The sequence below is a fragment of the Chromobacterium sp. CCUG 76385 genome (assembly GCF_059916625.1).
Window position 1 is genome coordinate 1 of sequence record NZ_JAUCGU010000003.1, and the last position, 13,796, is coordinate 13,796.

A 13,796-nucleotide genomic window follows, 5' to 3' on the forward strand; every position below is an offset into this window, starting at 1 on the left:
CGGCGGACTGTGCGCCTTGCTTCCGGCACAAATCGGCTCAAACGCGATCCACTCACCAAACGTCAACAGCCCCTAGGCTTGGCCCATCCGGCGAAAACTTGGTTGGCGGAAGGCGCTGTGCGATAACACAGTAAGCCCCACATCCAAGGAATGGCCATGCGGCGTTTGCTATTGCTCGTTTTCGCGTTGTCGCTCCGCTGCAGCCTGGCAGCAGCGGAGCCCACCGTCGAGCTGGCCACCGGCGAATGGCCGCCCTTCGTCTCGCAAAGCCTGCAGCAAGACGGGGTTTTCTCGCAAATGGTGCGCCAAGCCTTTCAGCGCGCCGGCTATCAGGTCCATCTCAATTACATGAGCTGGCCGCAGGCCGAGGCGATGATACGGATGGGCAAAGCCGCCGCCGCCTTCCCCTACCGCCCGACGCAGGAGCGCGAGACCGAGTTCGACTTCTCCGCCCCGCTGATGCGCTCCACCAGCTATCTGTTCTACCACAAGCCGCATATGCCGCATCCGCCGCTGCAATTCAAATCGCTGGACGAGTTGCGCGGCTACCGTATCGCCATTCAACTCGGCTATTGGTATATCCCGTTATTCCAGCAACACAAGCTGAACACGCTGCAGACCAACGACGAGATAAACGCGCTGCGGCAACTGCAATTGGGACATCTGGACTTGGCGCCGATGACGCTGGAACGCGGCTTGTTCCAGATACACAGCAGCATGCCGGAGCATGAAAAGGAGTTCGGCTACATCCCCACCCCGCTGGATAAGGAAACGCCGCTTGCTCTGATGTTCTCGCGCGCTTACCCTCAGGCGGCGCGCATCCGCGACGATGTTGCCCGCGCGCTGGAGCAGATGGAAAAGGATGGCTCGCTGAAAGCCATCTACCAGCGCAACTTCCCCGAGGCTATGCCGCCGCGTTGACCAGCGTCGGCTGCAGCACGCGGATGACGTCCTGCGGGCTGACGCCGACCAGGAAACCGCGCTTGCCGCCATTGATGTAGATGACCGGCAGCTCGGCGATGCTGGCTTCCATATAGACCGGCATGGCGTGGCGGGTGCCGAACGGGCTGGTGCCGCCCACCTGATAGCCGCTGTGCTTGTCGGCCGTTTTCGGATCGCAGGGGTGGATCTTCTTGACGCCGATCTGCTTGGCCAGCATCCCGGTGCCGACTTCGCAATCGCCGTGCATCAGCACGATCAACGGATGCTTGTTTTCATCCTCCATGATCAGCGTCTTGACCACCGCGTGCTCGTCCACGCCCAGTTCGCGCGCCGACACCGTGGTGCCGCCCTTTTCCTCGTACTTGTACAGGTGTTCGCTGTAATCGACCTTGTGCTCGCGCAGCACGCGGATGGCCTGGGTGACCGGGGCTTTTTCCTTCGACATGATGATTCGCTTGCGGCTAAGACAAAACACCCGACTTTAAAACGCCGGCCCGCCTGTGCCAAGCAGGCCGATCAAGCTTTGCGCGCGCGCCACCACAGCCTCAGCCCCAACAGCAGGGCCAACACCGCGGCGTAGATCAAGGGCTGGGTGATGTCTTTCTTCACCAGCCACCAGTAATGCGTCACCGCCAGGATGGCCACCGGATACACCAGCCGATGCAGCTTGCCCCAGTTACGCTTGAGCCGGCGCATCCAGCCCTGGGTGGAGGTCAACGCCAGCGGCGACATCAGCACGATGGCGGCAAAGCCGACGGTGATGAACGGACGTTTGACGATGTCCTTCAGGATGTGGTGGCAATCGAAAAACTGGTCCAGCCAGATATAGGTGGTGAAATGCAGGCTGGCGTAGAAAAACGCGAACAAGCCCAGCATGCGCCGGCATTTCAGCGGCCAAGCCTGGCCAGTGAAACGGCGCAGCGGCGTCATGGACAGCGTGGCCAGCAGCCACACCAGCGTCCAGGTGCCGGTGGAGCGGGTGATGAATTCGACCAGATTCACCGCCTCGCCGGACAAGACGATCCAGGCGGCGCGCGACAGCGGCAGCAGGCAGACGATGAACAACAATGCCTTGCCGATGGCGAGCCGGCGGTCGACCGCGGAAGCAGGGGATTTCATGCGCAGCGTCGTCATCAGTAGTTCCTTCTCAAATCCATGCCGCGGTACAGCCCGGCCACCTGGTCGGCATAGCCGTTGAACATCAACGTCTTGCGCTTGAAGAATTCGCCGATGCGCCGCTCCGACGCCTGGCTCCAGCGCGGATGGTCCACTTCCGGGTTCACGTTTGAATAGAAGCCGTACTCATGGGCATTGGCCAGATTCCAACTGGTGGCCGGCATCGTTTCCTGCAGCCGGATGCGCACGATGGACTTGATGCTCTTGAAGCCGTACTTCCACGGCACCACCAGGCGGATCGGCGCGCCGTTCTGATTCGGCAGCACATTGCCGTACAGGCCCACCGCCAGTATGGTCAGCGGATGCATCGCCTCGTCGATGCGCAGGCCTTCGCGATACGGCCACTCCAGCACCGATGTGCGCTGCCCCGGCATTTCGCTGGGCCGCTGCAAGGTCTCGAACGACACATACTTGGCGCGCGAAGTCGGATTCATCTGCTTGAGCAGGCTGGCCAGCGGAAACCCCACCCACGGAATCACCATGCTCCAACCCTCGACGCAGCGCAGCCGGTAGACCCGCTCCTCCAAGGGAAACTTCAGCAAATCCTCGATGGCGAAACGGCGCGGCTTGGCCACCTCGCCGTCCACCAGCACGCTCCAAGGCCGCATCTTCAGGCTGCCGGCGTTCTGCGCCGGATCGGACTTGTCCGTGCCGAACTCGTAGAAATTATTGTAGCTGGTGATGTCCTTCAAACTGTTGGGCTTGTCGTTGGCGGCAAGCTGCGACAACGGACTTTTCTTGGCGTTCAGGCCCGCCAGCGTTTCCGCCGACAGCAACAGGCCGGCGGCACCCAGCATGAAAGCGCGGCGGTTGAAATAGACCGATTCGCTGGTGATGTCCGACGGCAAATGGTCGGCGGGTTTTCTGATCAGCATGGCGGCTCTCCTGTCGTTTCCATTTGGTCGGACCATCCTCCGGATTCTGACAGTAGCGCATGAAAACAGTTTTGTCCGATCAAGGCATCCAGCCGCGCCCTAGGGGCTGTTGACGTTTGGTGGGCGGTCGCGCCGGGATGCGTTTCGCGACGAATCGAGGCGTTTCGCGCGCCGCATTTCATTCTCTGCCAGCGCGGAACAACGAAGAGTCGGCGCGAAAGGCGCCCGGCCCTGCGGGTTTGGCGTAGCGCAAACGCGATCCACTCACCAAACGTCAACAGCCCCTAGCGCGCTGCCCTGCCCGCCCTCCCGCGCCAACCGCTCGCCTATGGCCTGCAAGGCGGCCCAGCGCGGGCCGCACCAGTCCGGCGCGATCAGCGTCGGCGCCTGGGCGGTGGCGGAAATCCGGTGATACACCACCTCCGGCGGCGTGTGGCGGATCAGGCATTCTGCCAGGTCGGCGTAGTCATCCAGCGCCATGGGCGACACTTCGCCGCGCCGGTACTGCGCCGCCATCCGGCTGCCGCGGACGATCATCAGCGGGTGCAGCTTCAGGCCCTCGACGCCGATATCCAGCACGGTGTCCAGCGTCGAGCGCGCATCATCCTTCCCCTCGCCCGGCAGGCCGACGATCAGATGAGCGCACACCTTGAGTCCGCGCGCGTGGGCGCGGCGGACAGCATCGCGGTAATCGGCCAGCGTGTGGCCGCGCCGGATCAAGACCTGGGTGCGGTCGTGCGCGGTCTGCAGGCCCAGCTCCAGCCACACTTCATTGCCCGCGTCCCGGTAAGCCGCCAGCAAATCCAGCGCGGCGTCCGGCACACAATCGGGCCGGGTGCCGACGCACAGCCCCGCCACATCGGCGGCAGAAGTCGCTTCGTCGTACAACGCGCGCAGCGTTTCCACTTCGGCATAGGTGCTGGTGTAGGCCTGGAAATAGGCCAGGTATAGCCTGGCGCGGTCGGTCTTGGCCTTTTCGCGCGCCAACTGCTGGCTGATGGAAAGCGCGGCGGCGTCACGGCCAAAGCTGCGGACATTGCAAAACGCGCAGCCGCCGCGTCCCAGCGTGCCGTCGCGGTTGGGACAGGTGAAATCGCCGGCCAACGACAGCTTATGCACGGTCTGGCCGAAGCGCTGTTTCAGGTAATAGCCAAAGGTATGAAGGTGGCGGGTCAGATCCATCGCGTTGCCGGCAAAAGCGCGCAGTCTAGCGCGATGCGGCCTCAGACAAGCTGAGCGGGATCAAGGACTTGCCGATTCAGATAGTATGCCAACCCAGCCAATACAGCACGCAGAACAGCCCGGCGCTGATCAGCAAGGCGATGGCCAACGCGGAGAACAGCTCATGCAGCGTGCGGCGCTGGCGCGGCCCCAGCAGCCAGCGGGCGACGGTCCACAGGATCAGGCACAGCGCGAAGAATTTGAACAGGCGTCCGAACATGGCGGCACCGGTGACGGAGAACGGCCGATTATCCCGGCGCGACCACTTCCCGCGCAAGCCGATGTTGTGGATATAATCGGACGGTAGCCGCAGGAGACCGCGCCAAGACATGCTCCGGCAGAGAGCGGCGGGCGCGGATAAAAATAGAAGAGGCCCCCAAATCCATGACCGACTCCGATTGTTCGGTAGGCATCGTCGCGGCCGAAGACGCCGTATTCGATGTCCCCTTGCCGCTCGCCAGCGGCGCCGTGCTGCCCAGCTACCAGTTGCGCTTCGAAACCTACGGCCGGCTCAACGCCGACAAGAGCAACGCCATCCTGGTCTGCCACGCCCTGTCCGGCCATCATCATGTCGCCGGACGTTACCAGCCTGACGATAAGGCTGCCGGTTGGTGGGACAATATGGTCGGCCCCGGCAAACCCATCGACACCAGCCGCTTCTTCGTCGTCGGCGTCAACAATCTGGGCGGCTGCCACGGCAGCACCGGCCCGTCCAGCCTGAACTCGGCCACCGGCCAGCCCTGGGGCTCGGCCTTTCCGGTGGTGACGGTGCAGGACTGGGTGACCTCGCAAGCCCGCCTGGCCGACCGCCTGGGCATCACGCGCTGGGCGGCGGTGATAGGCGGCTCGCTCGGCGGCATGCAGGCCTTGCAGTGGAGCATCGCGTATCCCGATCGCGTGGCGCACGCGCTGGTCATCGCCTCCGCGCCCAAGCTGTCGGCGCAGAACATCGCCTTCAACGACGTGGCGCGCCAGGCCATCCTGTCCGACCCGGACTTCTGCGGCGGCGACTTCTACCAGCAGGGCACCATCCCCCGCCGCGGCCTGCGCCTGGCCCGCATGCTGGGCCACATCACGTATTTGTCCGATGACGGCATGGGCGAGAAATTCGGCCGCATGCTGCGTTCCGGCGAATACCGCTTCGGCTACGATGTGGAATTCGAGATCGAGAGCTATCTGCGCTATCAGGGCGACAAGTTCTCCGACTACTTCGACGGCAATACCTATCTATTGATGACCAAGGCGCTCGACTACTTCGACCCGGCCCGGGAACACGGCGGCGACCTGGCCGCCGCGCTGGAGCCGGCGCAGGCTCAATTCCTGCTGGCCAGCTTCACCAGCGACTGGCGCTTCTCGCCGGAACGCTCGCGCGAGACGGTGCAGGCGCTGATCGCCGCCGGCAAGCGCGTCAGCTATGCCGAGATCGAGTCGGCGCACGGCCATGACGCCTTCCTGATGCTGGATCAGCCGTATGTGGAGCTGATGCGCGCCTATCTTCAGCGCGTGGCGCAGGAGGTGAACGCATGAGCGCTATCCAGACCCTCCGTCCCGACCTGCAACTGATAGCCGACTGGATCGCCCCGCACAGCCGAGTGCTGGACCTGGGCTGCGGCGACGGCCAGCTTCTGGCCGCCCTGCAGCAGGACAAGCAGATACAGGGCTATGGCGTGGACTTCGACGTGGCCAATGTGGTGCGCTGCGTCGCCTCCGGCGTCAACGCCATCCAGGGCGACCTGGAAACCGGCCTGGCCGACTTCGGCGACGCGCGCTTCGACCACGTGGTGCTGTCGCAGACCATACAGGCGATGCGCCACACCGAGGCCATTCTCAACGAGATGCTGCGCGTCGGTCGCGAGGCCATCGTCACCTTCCCCAACTTCGGCTATTGGCAGAACCGGCTGCAGATCCTGCAGGGCCATATGCCGGTGTCCGACACCATCCCGTATCAGTGGTACGACACCCCTAACATCCACTGGTGCATGCTGGGCGACTTCGAGGAACTCTGCGCCAAAAACCGCATCCGAGTGATGCAGAGGGTGGTCATGGACAAGGGCAAGCGGGTATCCTTGCTGCCAAACCTGCGCGGCAGCCTGGCCTTCTACCGGGTGGCGCGCGGCTGATTCCGTCCCGCACAAGGAGAGAAACATGCGCCTGTTGCTGGCCATTTTCCTGCCATGGCTGCAGTTCTTCACCATAGGCCGGCCCTTCGCCGGCCTGTTCTGCCTGCTGCTGCAACTGACCATCATCGGCTGGCTGCCGGCCGCGTTGTGGTCGGTGTACGCGCTGAGCCAGTACAAGACCGACCAGAAGATAGCACGGGCGCTGCGGCGCTGATTTCCGTCCGCGCCCGGCGCGGGCGGCCCGCCAACCATAACGACAACCAGCCCATGACCCTAGCCACCATCAACTGGCGGCGCGACGTGTTCTCGCGCACCATGCTCGTCTGCGTATTCACCGGCTTCGCTTCCGGCCTGCCTTTGTACGCGCTGATCAATCTGCTGCCGGCCTGGCTGCGCAGCGAGGGTGTGGACCTGAAGTCCATCGGCCTGTTCGCCTTGATCGGCCTGCCCTACACCTGGAAATTCCTGTGGTCGCCGCTGATGGACCGCTACGCGCTGCCGCTCTTGGGCCGCCGTCGCGGCTGGATGCTGGCCAGCCAGCTGGCGCTGCTGGCCAGCTTGGCGGTGTTCGGCCTGTTCGATCCCAAACAGGACATCTGGAGCATCGCCGGCTTGGCGCTGACGGTGGCCTTCTTCTCCGCCAGCCAGGATATCGTGCTGGACGCCTTCCGCCGCGAAATCCTCAGCGACGCCGAACTCGGCCTCGGCAACACCGTGCATATCAATGCCTACCGCCTGGCCGGCCTGGTGCCGGGCTCGCTGTCGCTGATCCTGGCCGACCGTATGCCCTGGGGCAGCGTGTTCGTCATCACCGCTCTGTTCATGCTGCCCGGCGCGCTGATGACGCTGATGGTCAAGGAGCCCAAGCTGGCCTCCGGCAGCCCGAAAACCCTGCGCCAGGCGGTGGTGGAGCCGTTCCATGAATTCGTCACCCGCCAGGGCTGGCAGGGCGCGCTGTGGATACTGGGCTTCATCTTCCTGTACAAGCTCGGCGACAGCATGGCCACCTCGCTGGCCACGCCGTTTTATCTGGACATGGGTTACGCCAAATCGCAGATCGGCCTGGTGGCCAAGCACGCTGGACTCTGGCCGGCGGTGATCGGCGGCTTGCTGGGCGGCGTATGGATGATCAAGCTGGGCATCAACCGCGCCTTGTGGGCCTTCGGGGTGGTGCAGGTGGTGTCCATCCTGGGCTTTGCCTGGCTGGCCAGCTACGGCCGCTTCGACAGCGTGGGCGCGGAGCAATTGGCGATGCTGGCGGTGGTGATCGGCTTCGAGGCCTTGGGCGTAGGTCTCGGCACCGCGGCTTTTGTCGCCTTCATCGCCCGCAGCACCCATCCCGCCTACACCGCCACCCAGTTCGCCCTGTTCACCAGTCTGGCGGCGGTGCCGCGCACGCTGGCCAACGCCGCCACCGGCTACATTGTGGAGTCCATAGGCTGGACCTCGTTCTTCTTCCTGTGCACCGCGCTGGCGATTCCCGGCATGATGCTGCTGGTCAAGGTGGCGCCATGGGGGGACGATCCGGCGCCGCAACAGGCCTGATCGCGCTAAACCAGGCGCGGTTCAAAGCTGGCACTGCTCGCTGCCGCCGTCTAGCCGACACTGCTTGATCGATCCGTCCTGGTCGACCTTCAGCAGCCACTCATCCAGGCCGGAACCGGGCTTGGGCCGCGCCTCGATGATGAAGCTGGCCTGCTCGACATTGTCGGTCGAGGGCGTTGCGCTGCTGAAGCCTATGGCGAAGGCGGTCGTTCCGCTCGCCGGCAAGGTGGGCCAGGCCAGCGGACCATCCTGATAATAGACGCCGTATTCGTGATACCAGCGCTGCATGAAGTGGCTGTTTTCCAGCAGCGCCGCCTTCGCCTCCGCCAGCCGCGCCCGCTGCATGTATTGCTGATAAGCCGGCGCCGCCAAAGACAGCAGCAAGGCGGCAATCGCCAGACAGATCATCATTTCCAGCAGAGTGAAGCCACGCAGTCCTCTTCTATTCATCGCGCTTTCTCCTCCCAGCCCAGCCGGCGCCCTTCGCCGCCATTGTCCACTCGATACCAGCTTTGCAGCGTCACCGCGCTGAAGCGGCTATGTCCCCAGGCGCGCACCGTGATCCGGTACAAACGCGCCGGACCGGCCTGCCCCGAACCGAAACGCGGGTCGATCAATTCCACCACATAACGCGGATTCGCCCACGACAAGCTGCCGGCCCTCACGCCCTGCGGGCATTGCCATTGCTTGACCGACGGTTCCAGTTCGTACTCCCGGCTGTTGCCGCAGGGATGCAGCAATGGCACGCCGTTCAGATTTTGTTTCTCCGGCGGCGTCGTCGGCTCGCACAAGCCCTTGCCATGCGTCCCATGGCAGGTAGGCGAAAATACAGCCTCGTGGCCATACAACTTGGCGGGATCGTTTGCCCGGCTGGCCATATCGTTTTTCAGGTCCCATTGCCACACCCATTGCTCCGCGCCGCGCAAAGCCTGCCGCGCCAACCCTTCGGCGCGGCGGCGCTCCTGTGCATTGGCCGCCAGCAAGCGCGCGCTGAGGATAAGCTGCGACGACGACAACACCAGCATGGCCAACAGTGACAACAACCCCATTACCATCAACAAGGCGCCGCCGCGTTGCGCAGAATGATTCATGTCTTACCCCCGCATGACGAAGCCGACATCAACGGCAAGTCCTGGCTCAAACGCTCCACCCGCGCCCGGCGGCTATCCGGCCGCCACGCCAACTCCAGCCGCGCCGCCGCCAAGCGCTGCGCGGCGCTGGCGTCCAGCGCCTCCGCCCCGCGCCATTGCCATGCCGCCCCCTCGCCACAACTGGAGCGCAACTGCACGCGGATCGACAATTGCTCGACGTTATCGAGCAGCAAGCGTTCTGCGCCAAGCGGCAGGCCGCCCAGGCGGTCTCGCGCCAGCAAGCGGTGGTCGCGCAGCTCATAGTGCCGCTCCAGCGGCAACCACAGCTGCAGCGAAGGCGCATGCAGGCCATCCGTCTGCTCCGCAGTCTGCAATGGCAGAGCCGGCGTCAGCTGCAGAAGAGGCGCATTGGCGCCGCCCAGCCACTGCGCCGACGCGCCCGTCAACGCCAATGTTGCCGCGCAGCTGCTCAACAGACTCTGCGGCCACGACTGGCTATTGCTGCTCGCCAGCGGTTCCAGTTCGATTCCGGCCAATTGCTGTTTGTCGTCGCGCAGCAGTTTACGATGCGGCAGCCAGCGGCCGGGCAGCCATAGTCGCCAATGGCCGGCGGCAAAATCCTGCGCCGTCCACGCCTGCGCGCCGCAACCAAAATGGCGGTGCTTCGCCACGTCTCTCGCCAGTTGCCCCATCGCCCAGAGCGCCTGCTGCCGCGCCTCCAGATGCCGCGCGGCGTCTTTCACGGATTGGTTGGTCGCCGTGAGCGAGGTCAGCGCCAAAGCCGTCACCAGCGCGCCCAGCGCGGTGGCCAGCAATATGCCGAGCAGCACCCCGCCGCGCTGTACGTCAAGGCTGCAACGGCCAGACATCGGCATGCTCCTGCCAGCCCTGCCCCTGGCGGCTGCGCCAGGCCACGCGTATCGCCAAAGGCCCGCTGCCGCCGCAGCCGGGCGCATGCAGCGTGGGCTTGTTTTTGACATCGCCGCGGCACACCGCGGCGCGCGCCCGCTCGGCCAGGTTGCCGCTCGCGCGCAAGGCTTGCTTGAAGCGCGATAAATCGGCCGCCGCCTGTTGCGCCGGATCGCAGCCTAGCGCGCAGTCCGGCGCCGACAGGTGATCGTCGTAACCGCTTTCCAGATAATGAATCCAATGCGCCTCGGGCCGCGCCTGGATGGCGTTGGCCAAATTGCTGACCGCCATGTCGATGCGGGCGCGCAGCTCCGCCTCCCGCGCATGGTGCAATGATCGCGCCTGCATGCTGGCCAGCGCCAGCAGCGCCGCCAGCCAGATCGACAGCGCCACCATGGTTTCCAAGAGGCTGAATCCCGATTCACGCGCAATCATCGGCGATGCCCCCCAACGCAGCGCGGCCGTCCGCCGCCACCGACACGGCCAGGCAACGGCTGCCGGAACGCAGTTGAAAGACCAAGCCGCCCTCCGGCTCCACCCGTCCCTCCGGCAGCAGCGTCAATTGCCGCACCGGCGCCTGCACGCGCACCCGCTCACGGTCGAACATCGCCAGCCGCAAGCGCTCGCCGCCGTCGTAACTGGCGTTGTCCATGCCTTTGTCGGCATAAACCAATCCCCCCTCGCGCCAGACCTGCTGCGAACCTGGCTGCACCGGCTGGCAGCCCTGCAATTCGAGGTTGGTTTTTAGATTGGCGGCGCACAGGAAAACCGGCTGGTTGCGGCGCAAGGCCTCGGCCCTGGCCTGATGGACGCTGTTCAGCAACAGCAGGCCGTGGCCAAGCAGGCGCTGTCTGTCCCGCGCCGCGCCCAGCAGCGGAACGGCCAGCAGGGAAACAATCACCGCGATGCCGACTGCTGCCATCAGTTCCGCCAGCGTCATGCCTTGTTGGGCTGGTCGGCCCATATTGCCTCCGTCGCCATTCAAGAGTTTCCAGTCTGGAAAATCTCGCCGCGGCAACCAAGCTCCGCCTGTCCAAAAGCCGGAGCCTGCGATGCCTGGCCCAGACCTTAGTTCAGGTGCCAAGCGGCGGATGCGAAAACGGCGCCCCAAGGCGCCGTTGAATGGGACGGTTCACAAACGAATCAGTGCGCGGCTTCCCAGCTGTCGCCGGCGCCCACTTCGGCCAGCAGCGGCACTTTCAGCTCAGCCACGCCAGCCATGATGGCCGGCAGCTTCTGCTTGACCAAGTCGAGCTCGGCCTGCGGCACTTCCAGCACCAGTTCGTCGTGCACCTGCATGATCAGCTTGCTGGAGAGGCCGTCGCGCTCCAGCCAATTTTGTACCGCGATCATCGCCAGCTTGATCAGATCGGCGGCCGTGCCCTGCATCGGCGCGTTGATCGCCGCGCGTTCGGCGCCGGCGCGACGGGCGGGGTTGGACAGTTTGATGTCCGGCAGATACAGCCGGCGGCCGAACACGGTTTCGACGTAACCCTGCTCGCGCGCTTTCTCGCGCGTGGTCTGCATATACTCGGCCACGCCCGGGTAGCGCATGAAGTAGCGGTCGATGTACTGCTGGGCGGCGCTGCGCTCGATGTCGAGCTGGGCGGCCAGTCCAAACGCGCTCATGCCGTAGATCAGGCCGAAGTTGATCGCCTTGGCCGCGCGGCGCTGGTCGGATGTGACAGCGGACAAGTCGACGCCGAACACTTCCGCAGCCGTGGCGCGGTGGATGTCCTCGCCGCTGGCGAAAGCCTTCAGCATGCCCTCGTCGTCGGACAGATGCGCCATGATGCGCAACTCGATCTGCGAATAGTCGGCCGAGACGATCTGCCAACCAGGCGGAGCGATGAAGGCTTCGCGCACGCGGCGCCCCTCGGCGGTGCGCACCGGGATGTTCTGCAGATTGGGATCGTTGCTGGACAGCCGGCCGGTAATCGCCACTGCCTGTGCATAAGTCGTGTGCACGCGGCCGGTCTGTGGATAAATCAGCGTCGGCAATTTATCGGTGTAAGTGGACTTCAGCTTGGCCAGGCCTCGATACTCCAGAATGCGCTTGGGCAAGGGGTGGTCCAGCGCCAGTTGCTCCAGCACCGACTCATCGGTAGAGAAACCGCCGCTCGGCGTTTTCTTGACGCCCTTGGTGGAGATGGCCAGCTTGCCGAACAGAATTTCCTGCAGCTGCTTGGGCGAGTTCAAGTTGAAAGGCTGGCCGGCCAGCTCATACGCCTGCTGTTCCAGCTGCAGCATCTGGCTGCCCAGCTGGTGGCTCTGGGCATTCAACTTGTCGCGGTCGATCAGCACGCCGTGGCGTTCCATCTTGAACAGCACCTCGGCCACCGGCAGCTCGATATCGCGGTAGACTTTTTCCAGATCGCCGCGAAGCTCGCCGGCGAAGAACTGGTTCAAGCGCAGCGTGATATCGGCGTCCTCAGCCGCGTAATTGGCGGCGATGGCGACATCCACTTCGGCAAAGCCGATCTGCTTGGCACCCTTGCCGCAGATGTCCTCGTAGCTGACGGTGTTCTCGCCCAGATGCCGGTGCGCCAGGTCATCCATATTGTGGCGCTGGTGGCTCTCCAGCACGTAGGAGGCCAGCATCGAGTCGTCGACGATGCCGCGCAGCGCGATGCCATGATTGGCCAGCACATGGCAGTCGTACTTCAGGTTCTGACCGCATTTCTTTTTGCCGGCATCTTCCAGCCAGGGCTTGAGCTTGGCCAGGGCGGCATCCACCGGCAATTGCTCCGGCGCGCCAGCGTAATGGTGGGCCAGCGGCAGATAGGCGGCTTTGCCCGCCTCCACTGAGAAGCTGACGCCGACGATGCGCGCCTGCATCGGATCGAGGCTGGTGGTTTCGGTGTCGAACGAGGTCACCTTGGCCGCCGTCAGCTTGGCCAGCCAGGCATCCAGTTGCGCCTCGGTCAGGATGGTTTCGTAATGGCGCTCGACATTGCCCGGTTGCGGCTGCGCCGCGACAGGCTCGTCCGCGCCAAACAGATCGCTTTGCGCGGCGGGAGCCTCCTCACTGCGCTGGACCACGGCCGGCATCTCCGCGCCCTCGGTCACCTCGCGGTAGAAAGTGCGGAAGCCCAGGTCCTGGAACAGCTCGGCCAGCCGCGGCTTGTCCTTCTGGCCATGCTGCAGGCCCGGCAGTCCGTGCGGCAGATCCTTGCTTAAATCGACCGCGCAATCGATGGTGATCAGGCGCTTGCCCATGGGCAGCCAGTCCAGCGCGGCGCGCAGGTTTTCGCCCACCTTGCCGCCGACGCTGTCGGCCTGGGCGATGATGGCGTCCAGGCTGCCGTACTCCTCCAACCACTTCACCGCGGTCTTCGGGCCGCACTTGTCCACGCCGGGCACGTTGTCGACCTTATCGCCAATCAGGGTCAGGTAATCAATGATCAGACTCGGCGGCACGCCGAACTTCTCCTTCACGCCGGCCTCGTCCAGCAGCTCGTTGGTCATGGTGTTGACCAAGGTGATATCCGGCGTCACCAGCTGCGCCATGTCCTTGTCGCCGGTGGAGACGATCACCTTCATGCCCGCCGCCGCCGCGGCGCGCGCCAGGGTGCCGATCACGTCGTCCGCTTCCACGCCCGGCACCACCAGCATCGGCCAGCCGGAGGCTTGCACCACGTCGTGTACCGCCGTAATCTGGGAGGCAAGCTCCTCCGGCATGGACGGGCGATTGGCCTTGTATTCGGGGTACAGGTCGTCGCGGAAAGTCTTGCCCTTCGCGTCGAAGACGCAGGCGCTATAATCGAATTCAACCTCCTTCTCCAGCCGCCTGAGCATGTTCACCATGCCATAGACAGCCCCCACCGGGCGGCCATCCGGAGAGCGTAAATCGGGCATCGCGTGAAAGGCGCGGTACAAATAAGAAGAGCCGTCGATCAATAACAATGTTTTCATAA

The 13,796-nt window shown here is 64.3% G+C and carries 16 protein-coding genes; 5 read left to right on the forward strand and 11 right to left on the reverse strand.

Features of this window, described 5'->3' with window-relative positions:
- The first annotated feature begins 156 nt into the window (after nt 1-156).
- On the forward strand, nt 157-921 hold the full coding sequence (locus tag QUG01_RS03395) for a substrate-binding periplasmic protein (protein ID WP_500828890.1): 765 nt from the start codon (nt 157-159) through the stop codon (nt 919-921).
- Here the strand turns inward: QUG01_RS03395 and ybaK are convergent.
- The 5 genes from ybaK to QUG01_RS03420 all read right to left on the reverse strand — a co-directional run bounded on the left by ybaK (nt 905) and on the right by QUG01_RS03420 (nt 4,434).
- Nucleotides 905-1,387, reverse strand: coding sequence for a Cys-tRNA(Pro) deacylase (ybaK, locus tag QUG01_RS03400; protein WP_071109905.1), 483 nt, complete (start codon nt 1,385-1,387; stop codon nt 905-907). The genes QUG01_RS03395 and ybaK overlap by 17 nt on opposite strands.
- Nucleotides 1,388-1,458: 71 nt before the next feature.
- Nucleotides 1,459-2,076 carry a protein-methionine-sulfoxide reductase heme-binding subunit MsrQ gene (msrQ, locus tag QUG01_RS03405; protein WP_500828891.1) on the reverse strand — a complete coding sequence of 206 codons (618 nt, stop codon included), beginning with the start codon at nt 2,074-2,076 and terminating at the stop codon, nt 1,459-1,461.
- Complete coding sequence (gene msrP / locus QUG01_RS03410) at nt 2,076-2,993, reverse strand: protein-methionine-sulfoxide reductase catalytic subunit MsrP (RefSeq protein WP_500828892.1); 918 nt, start codon at nt 2,991-2,993, stop codon at nt 2,076-2,078. Before msrP ends, msrQ begins: the two co-directional genes overlap by 1 nt.
- Before the next feature lie 264 nt (nt 2,994-3,257).
- Nucleotides 3,258-4,175, reverse strand: coding sequence for a tRNA modification radical SAM protein MnmL/YtqA (mnmL, locus tag QUG01_RS03415; RefSeq protein ID WP_500828893.1), 918 nt, complete (start codon nt 4,173-4,175; stop codon nt 3,258-3,260).
- 76 nt (nt 4,176-4,251) lie between these two features.
- Nucleotides 4,252-4,434: a protein MIGRI gene (locus QUG01_RS03420; protein WP_500828894.1), complete on the reverse strand. Its 183-nt coding sequence runs from the start codon at nt 4,432-4,434 to the stop codon at nt 4,252-4,254.
- 164 nt (nt 4,435-4,598) lie between these two features.
- Between QUG01_RS03420 and metX the strand changes: the two genes are divergently transcribed.
- From metX to QUG01_RS03440, 4 genes are read left to right on the forward strand one after another with little or no spacing between them, the layout of a single operon-like run.
- A complete protein-coding gene (metX, locus tag QUG01_RS03425) occupies nt 4,599-5,741 on the forward strand; it encodes a homoserine O-succinyltransferase MetX (RefSeq protein WP_500828895.1) in 1,143 nt (380 codons plus the stop codon).
- A complete protein-coding gene (gene metW / locus QUG01_RS03430) occupies nt 5,738-6,334 on the forward strand; it encodes a methionine biosynthesis protein MetW (RefSeq protein WP_500828896.1) in 597 nt (198 codons plus the stop codon). The genes metX and metW overlap by 4 nt, the downstream gene beginning before the upstream one ends.
- 25 nt (nt 6,335-6,359) lie before the next feature.
- Nucleotides 6,360-6,548, forward strand: a complete 189-nt coding sequence (locus tag QUG01_RS03435) for a YqaE/Pmp3 family membrane protein (RefSeq protein ID WP_500828897.1) — start codon at nt 6,360-6,362, stop codon at nt 6,546-6,548.
- 53 nt (nt 6,549-6,601) lie between these two features.
- The gene (locus tag QUG01_RS03440; protein ID WP_103321206.1) at nt 6,602-7,879 is read left to right on the forward strand and encodes an AmpG family muropeptide MFS transporter; all 1,278 of its coding nucleotides are present in this window, start codon (nt 6,602-6,604) and stop codon (nt 7,877-7,879) included.
- 21 nt (nt 7,880-7,900) lie between these two features.
- On the opposite strand, the gene QUG01_RS03445 is transcribed toward QUG01_RS03440, so the two are convergent.
- The 6 genes from QUG01_RS03445 to polA all read right to left on the reverse strand — a co-directional run bounded on the left by QUG01_RS03445 (nt 7,901) and on the right by polA (nt 13,794).
- Entirely contained in the window at nt 7,901-8,329 is a 429-nt protein-coding gene (locus QUG01_RS03445; RefSeq protein ID WP_500828898.1) for a type IV pilin protein, read from the reverse strand.
- Entirely contained in the window at nt 8,326-8,970 is a 645-nt protein-coding gene (locus tag QUG01_RS03450) for a pilus assembly protein (protein WP_071109899.1), read from the reverse strand. The genes QUG01_RS03445 and QUG01_RS03450 overlap by 4 nt, the downstream gene beginning before the upstream one ends.
- Nucleotides 8,967-9,839 carry a hypothetical protein gene (locus tag QUG01_RS03455; protein WP_500828899.1) on the reverse strand — a complete coding sequence of 291 codons (873 nt, stop codon included), beginning with the start codon at nt 9,837-9,839 and terminating at the stop codon, nt 8,967-8,969. Before QUG01_RS03455 ends, QUG01_RS03450 begins: the two co-directional genes overlap by 4 nt.
- A complete protein-coding gene (locus QUG01_RS03460; protein ID WP_500828900.1) occupies nt 9,817-10,314 on the reverse strand; it encodes a hypothetical protein in 498 nt (165 codons plus the stop codon). Before QUG01_RS03460 ends, QUG01_RS03455 begins: the two co-directional genes overlap by 23 nt.
- A complete protein-coding gene (locus QUG01_RS03465) occupies nt 10,301-10,843 on the reverse strand; it encodes a GspH/FimT family pseudopilin (RefSeq protein ID WP_500828901.1) in 543 nt (180 codons plus the stop codon). The genes QUG01_RS03460 and QUG01_RS03465 overlap by 14 nt, the downstream gene beginning before the upstream one ends.
- 179 nt (nt 10,844-11,022) lie before the next feature.
- Complete coding sequence (polA, locus tag QUG01_RS03470) at nt 11,023-13,794, reverse strand: DNA polymerase I (protein ID WP_500828902.1); 2,772 nt, start codon at nt 13,792-13,794, stop codon at nt 11,023-11,025.
- Nucleotides 13,795-13,796: the final 2 nt, after the last annotated feature.

What these genes read in the sequence shown, in the direction of transcription:
- msrP (WP_500828892.1), bottom strand. Translation starts at nt 2,993, where the DNA reads ATGCTGATCAGAAAACCCGCCGACCATTTGCCGTCGGACATCACCAGC.
- QUG01_RS03395 (WP_500828890.1), top strand. Translation starts at nt 157, where the DNA reads ATGCGGCGTTTGCTATTGCTCGTTTTCGCGTTGTCGCTCCGCTGCAGC.
- QUG01_RS03455 (WP_500828899.1), bottom strand. Translation starts at nt 9,839, where the DNA reads ATGTCTGGCCGTTGCAGCCTTGACGTACAGCGCGGCGGGGTGCTGCTC.
- QUG01_RS03420 (WP_500828894.1), bottom strand. Translation starts at nt 4,434, where the DNA reads ATGTTCGGACGCCTGTTCAAATTCTTCGCGCTGTGCCTGATCCTGTGG.
- mnmL (WP_500828893.1), bottom strand. Translation starts at nt 4,175, where the DNA reads ATGGATCTGACCCGCCACCTTCATACCTTTGGCTATTACCTGAAACAG.
- QUG01_RS03460 (WP_500828900.1), bottom strand. Translation starts at nt 10,314, where the DNA reads ATGATTGCGCGTGAATCGGGATTCAGCCTCTTGGAAACCATGGTGGCG.
- QUG01_RS03445 (WP_500828898.1), bottom strand. Translation starts at nt 8,329, where the DNA reads ATGAATAGAAGAGGACTGCGTGGCTTCACTCTGCTGGAAATGATGATC.
- QUG01_RS03435 (WP_500828897.1), top strand. Translation starts at nt 6,360, where the DNA reads ATGCGCCTGTTGCTGGCCATTTTCCTGCCATGGCTGCAGTTCTTCACC.
- QUG01_RS03450 (WP_071109899.1), bottom strand. Translation starts at nt 8,970, where the DNA reads ATGAATCATTCTGCGCAACGCGGCGGCGCCTTGTTGATGGTAATGGGG.
- msrQ (WP_500828891.1), bottom strand. Translation starts at nt 2,076, where the DNA reads ATGACGACGCTGCGCATGAAATCCCCTGCTTCCGCGGTCGACCGCCGG.
- metX (WP_500828895.1), top strand. Translation starts at nt 4,599, where the DNA reads ATGACCGACTCCGATTGTTCGGTAGGCATCGTCGCGGCCGAAGACGCC.
- metW (WP_500828896.1), top strand. Translation starts at nt 5,738, where the DNA reads ATGAGCGCTATCCAGACCCTCCGTCCCGACCTGCAACTGATAGCCGAC.
- ybaK (WP_071109905.1), bottom strand. Translation starts at nt 1,387, where the DNA reads ATGTCGAAGGAAAAAGCCCCGGTCACCCAGGCCATCCGCGTGCTGCGC.
- polA (WP_500828902.1), bottom strand. Translation starts at nt 13,794, where the DNA reads ATGAAAACATTGTTATTGATCGACGGCTCTTCTTATTTGTACCGCGCC.
- QUG01_RS03440 (WP_103321206.1), top strand. Translation starts at nt 6,602, where the DNA reads ATGACCCTAGCCACCATCAACTGGCGGCGCGACGTGTTCTCGCGCACC.
- QUG01_RS03465 (WP_500828901.1), bottom strand. Translation starts at nt 10,843, where the DNA reads ATGGGCCGACCAGCCCAACAAGGCATGACGCTGGCGGAACTGATGGCA.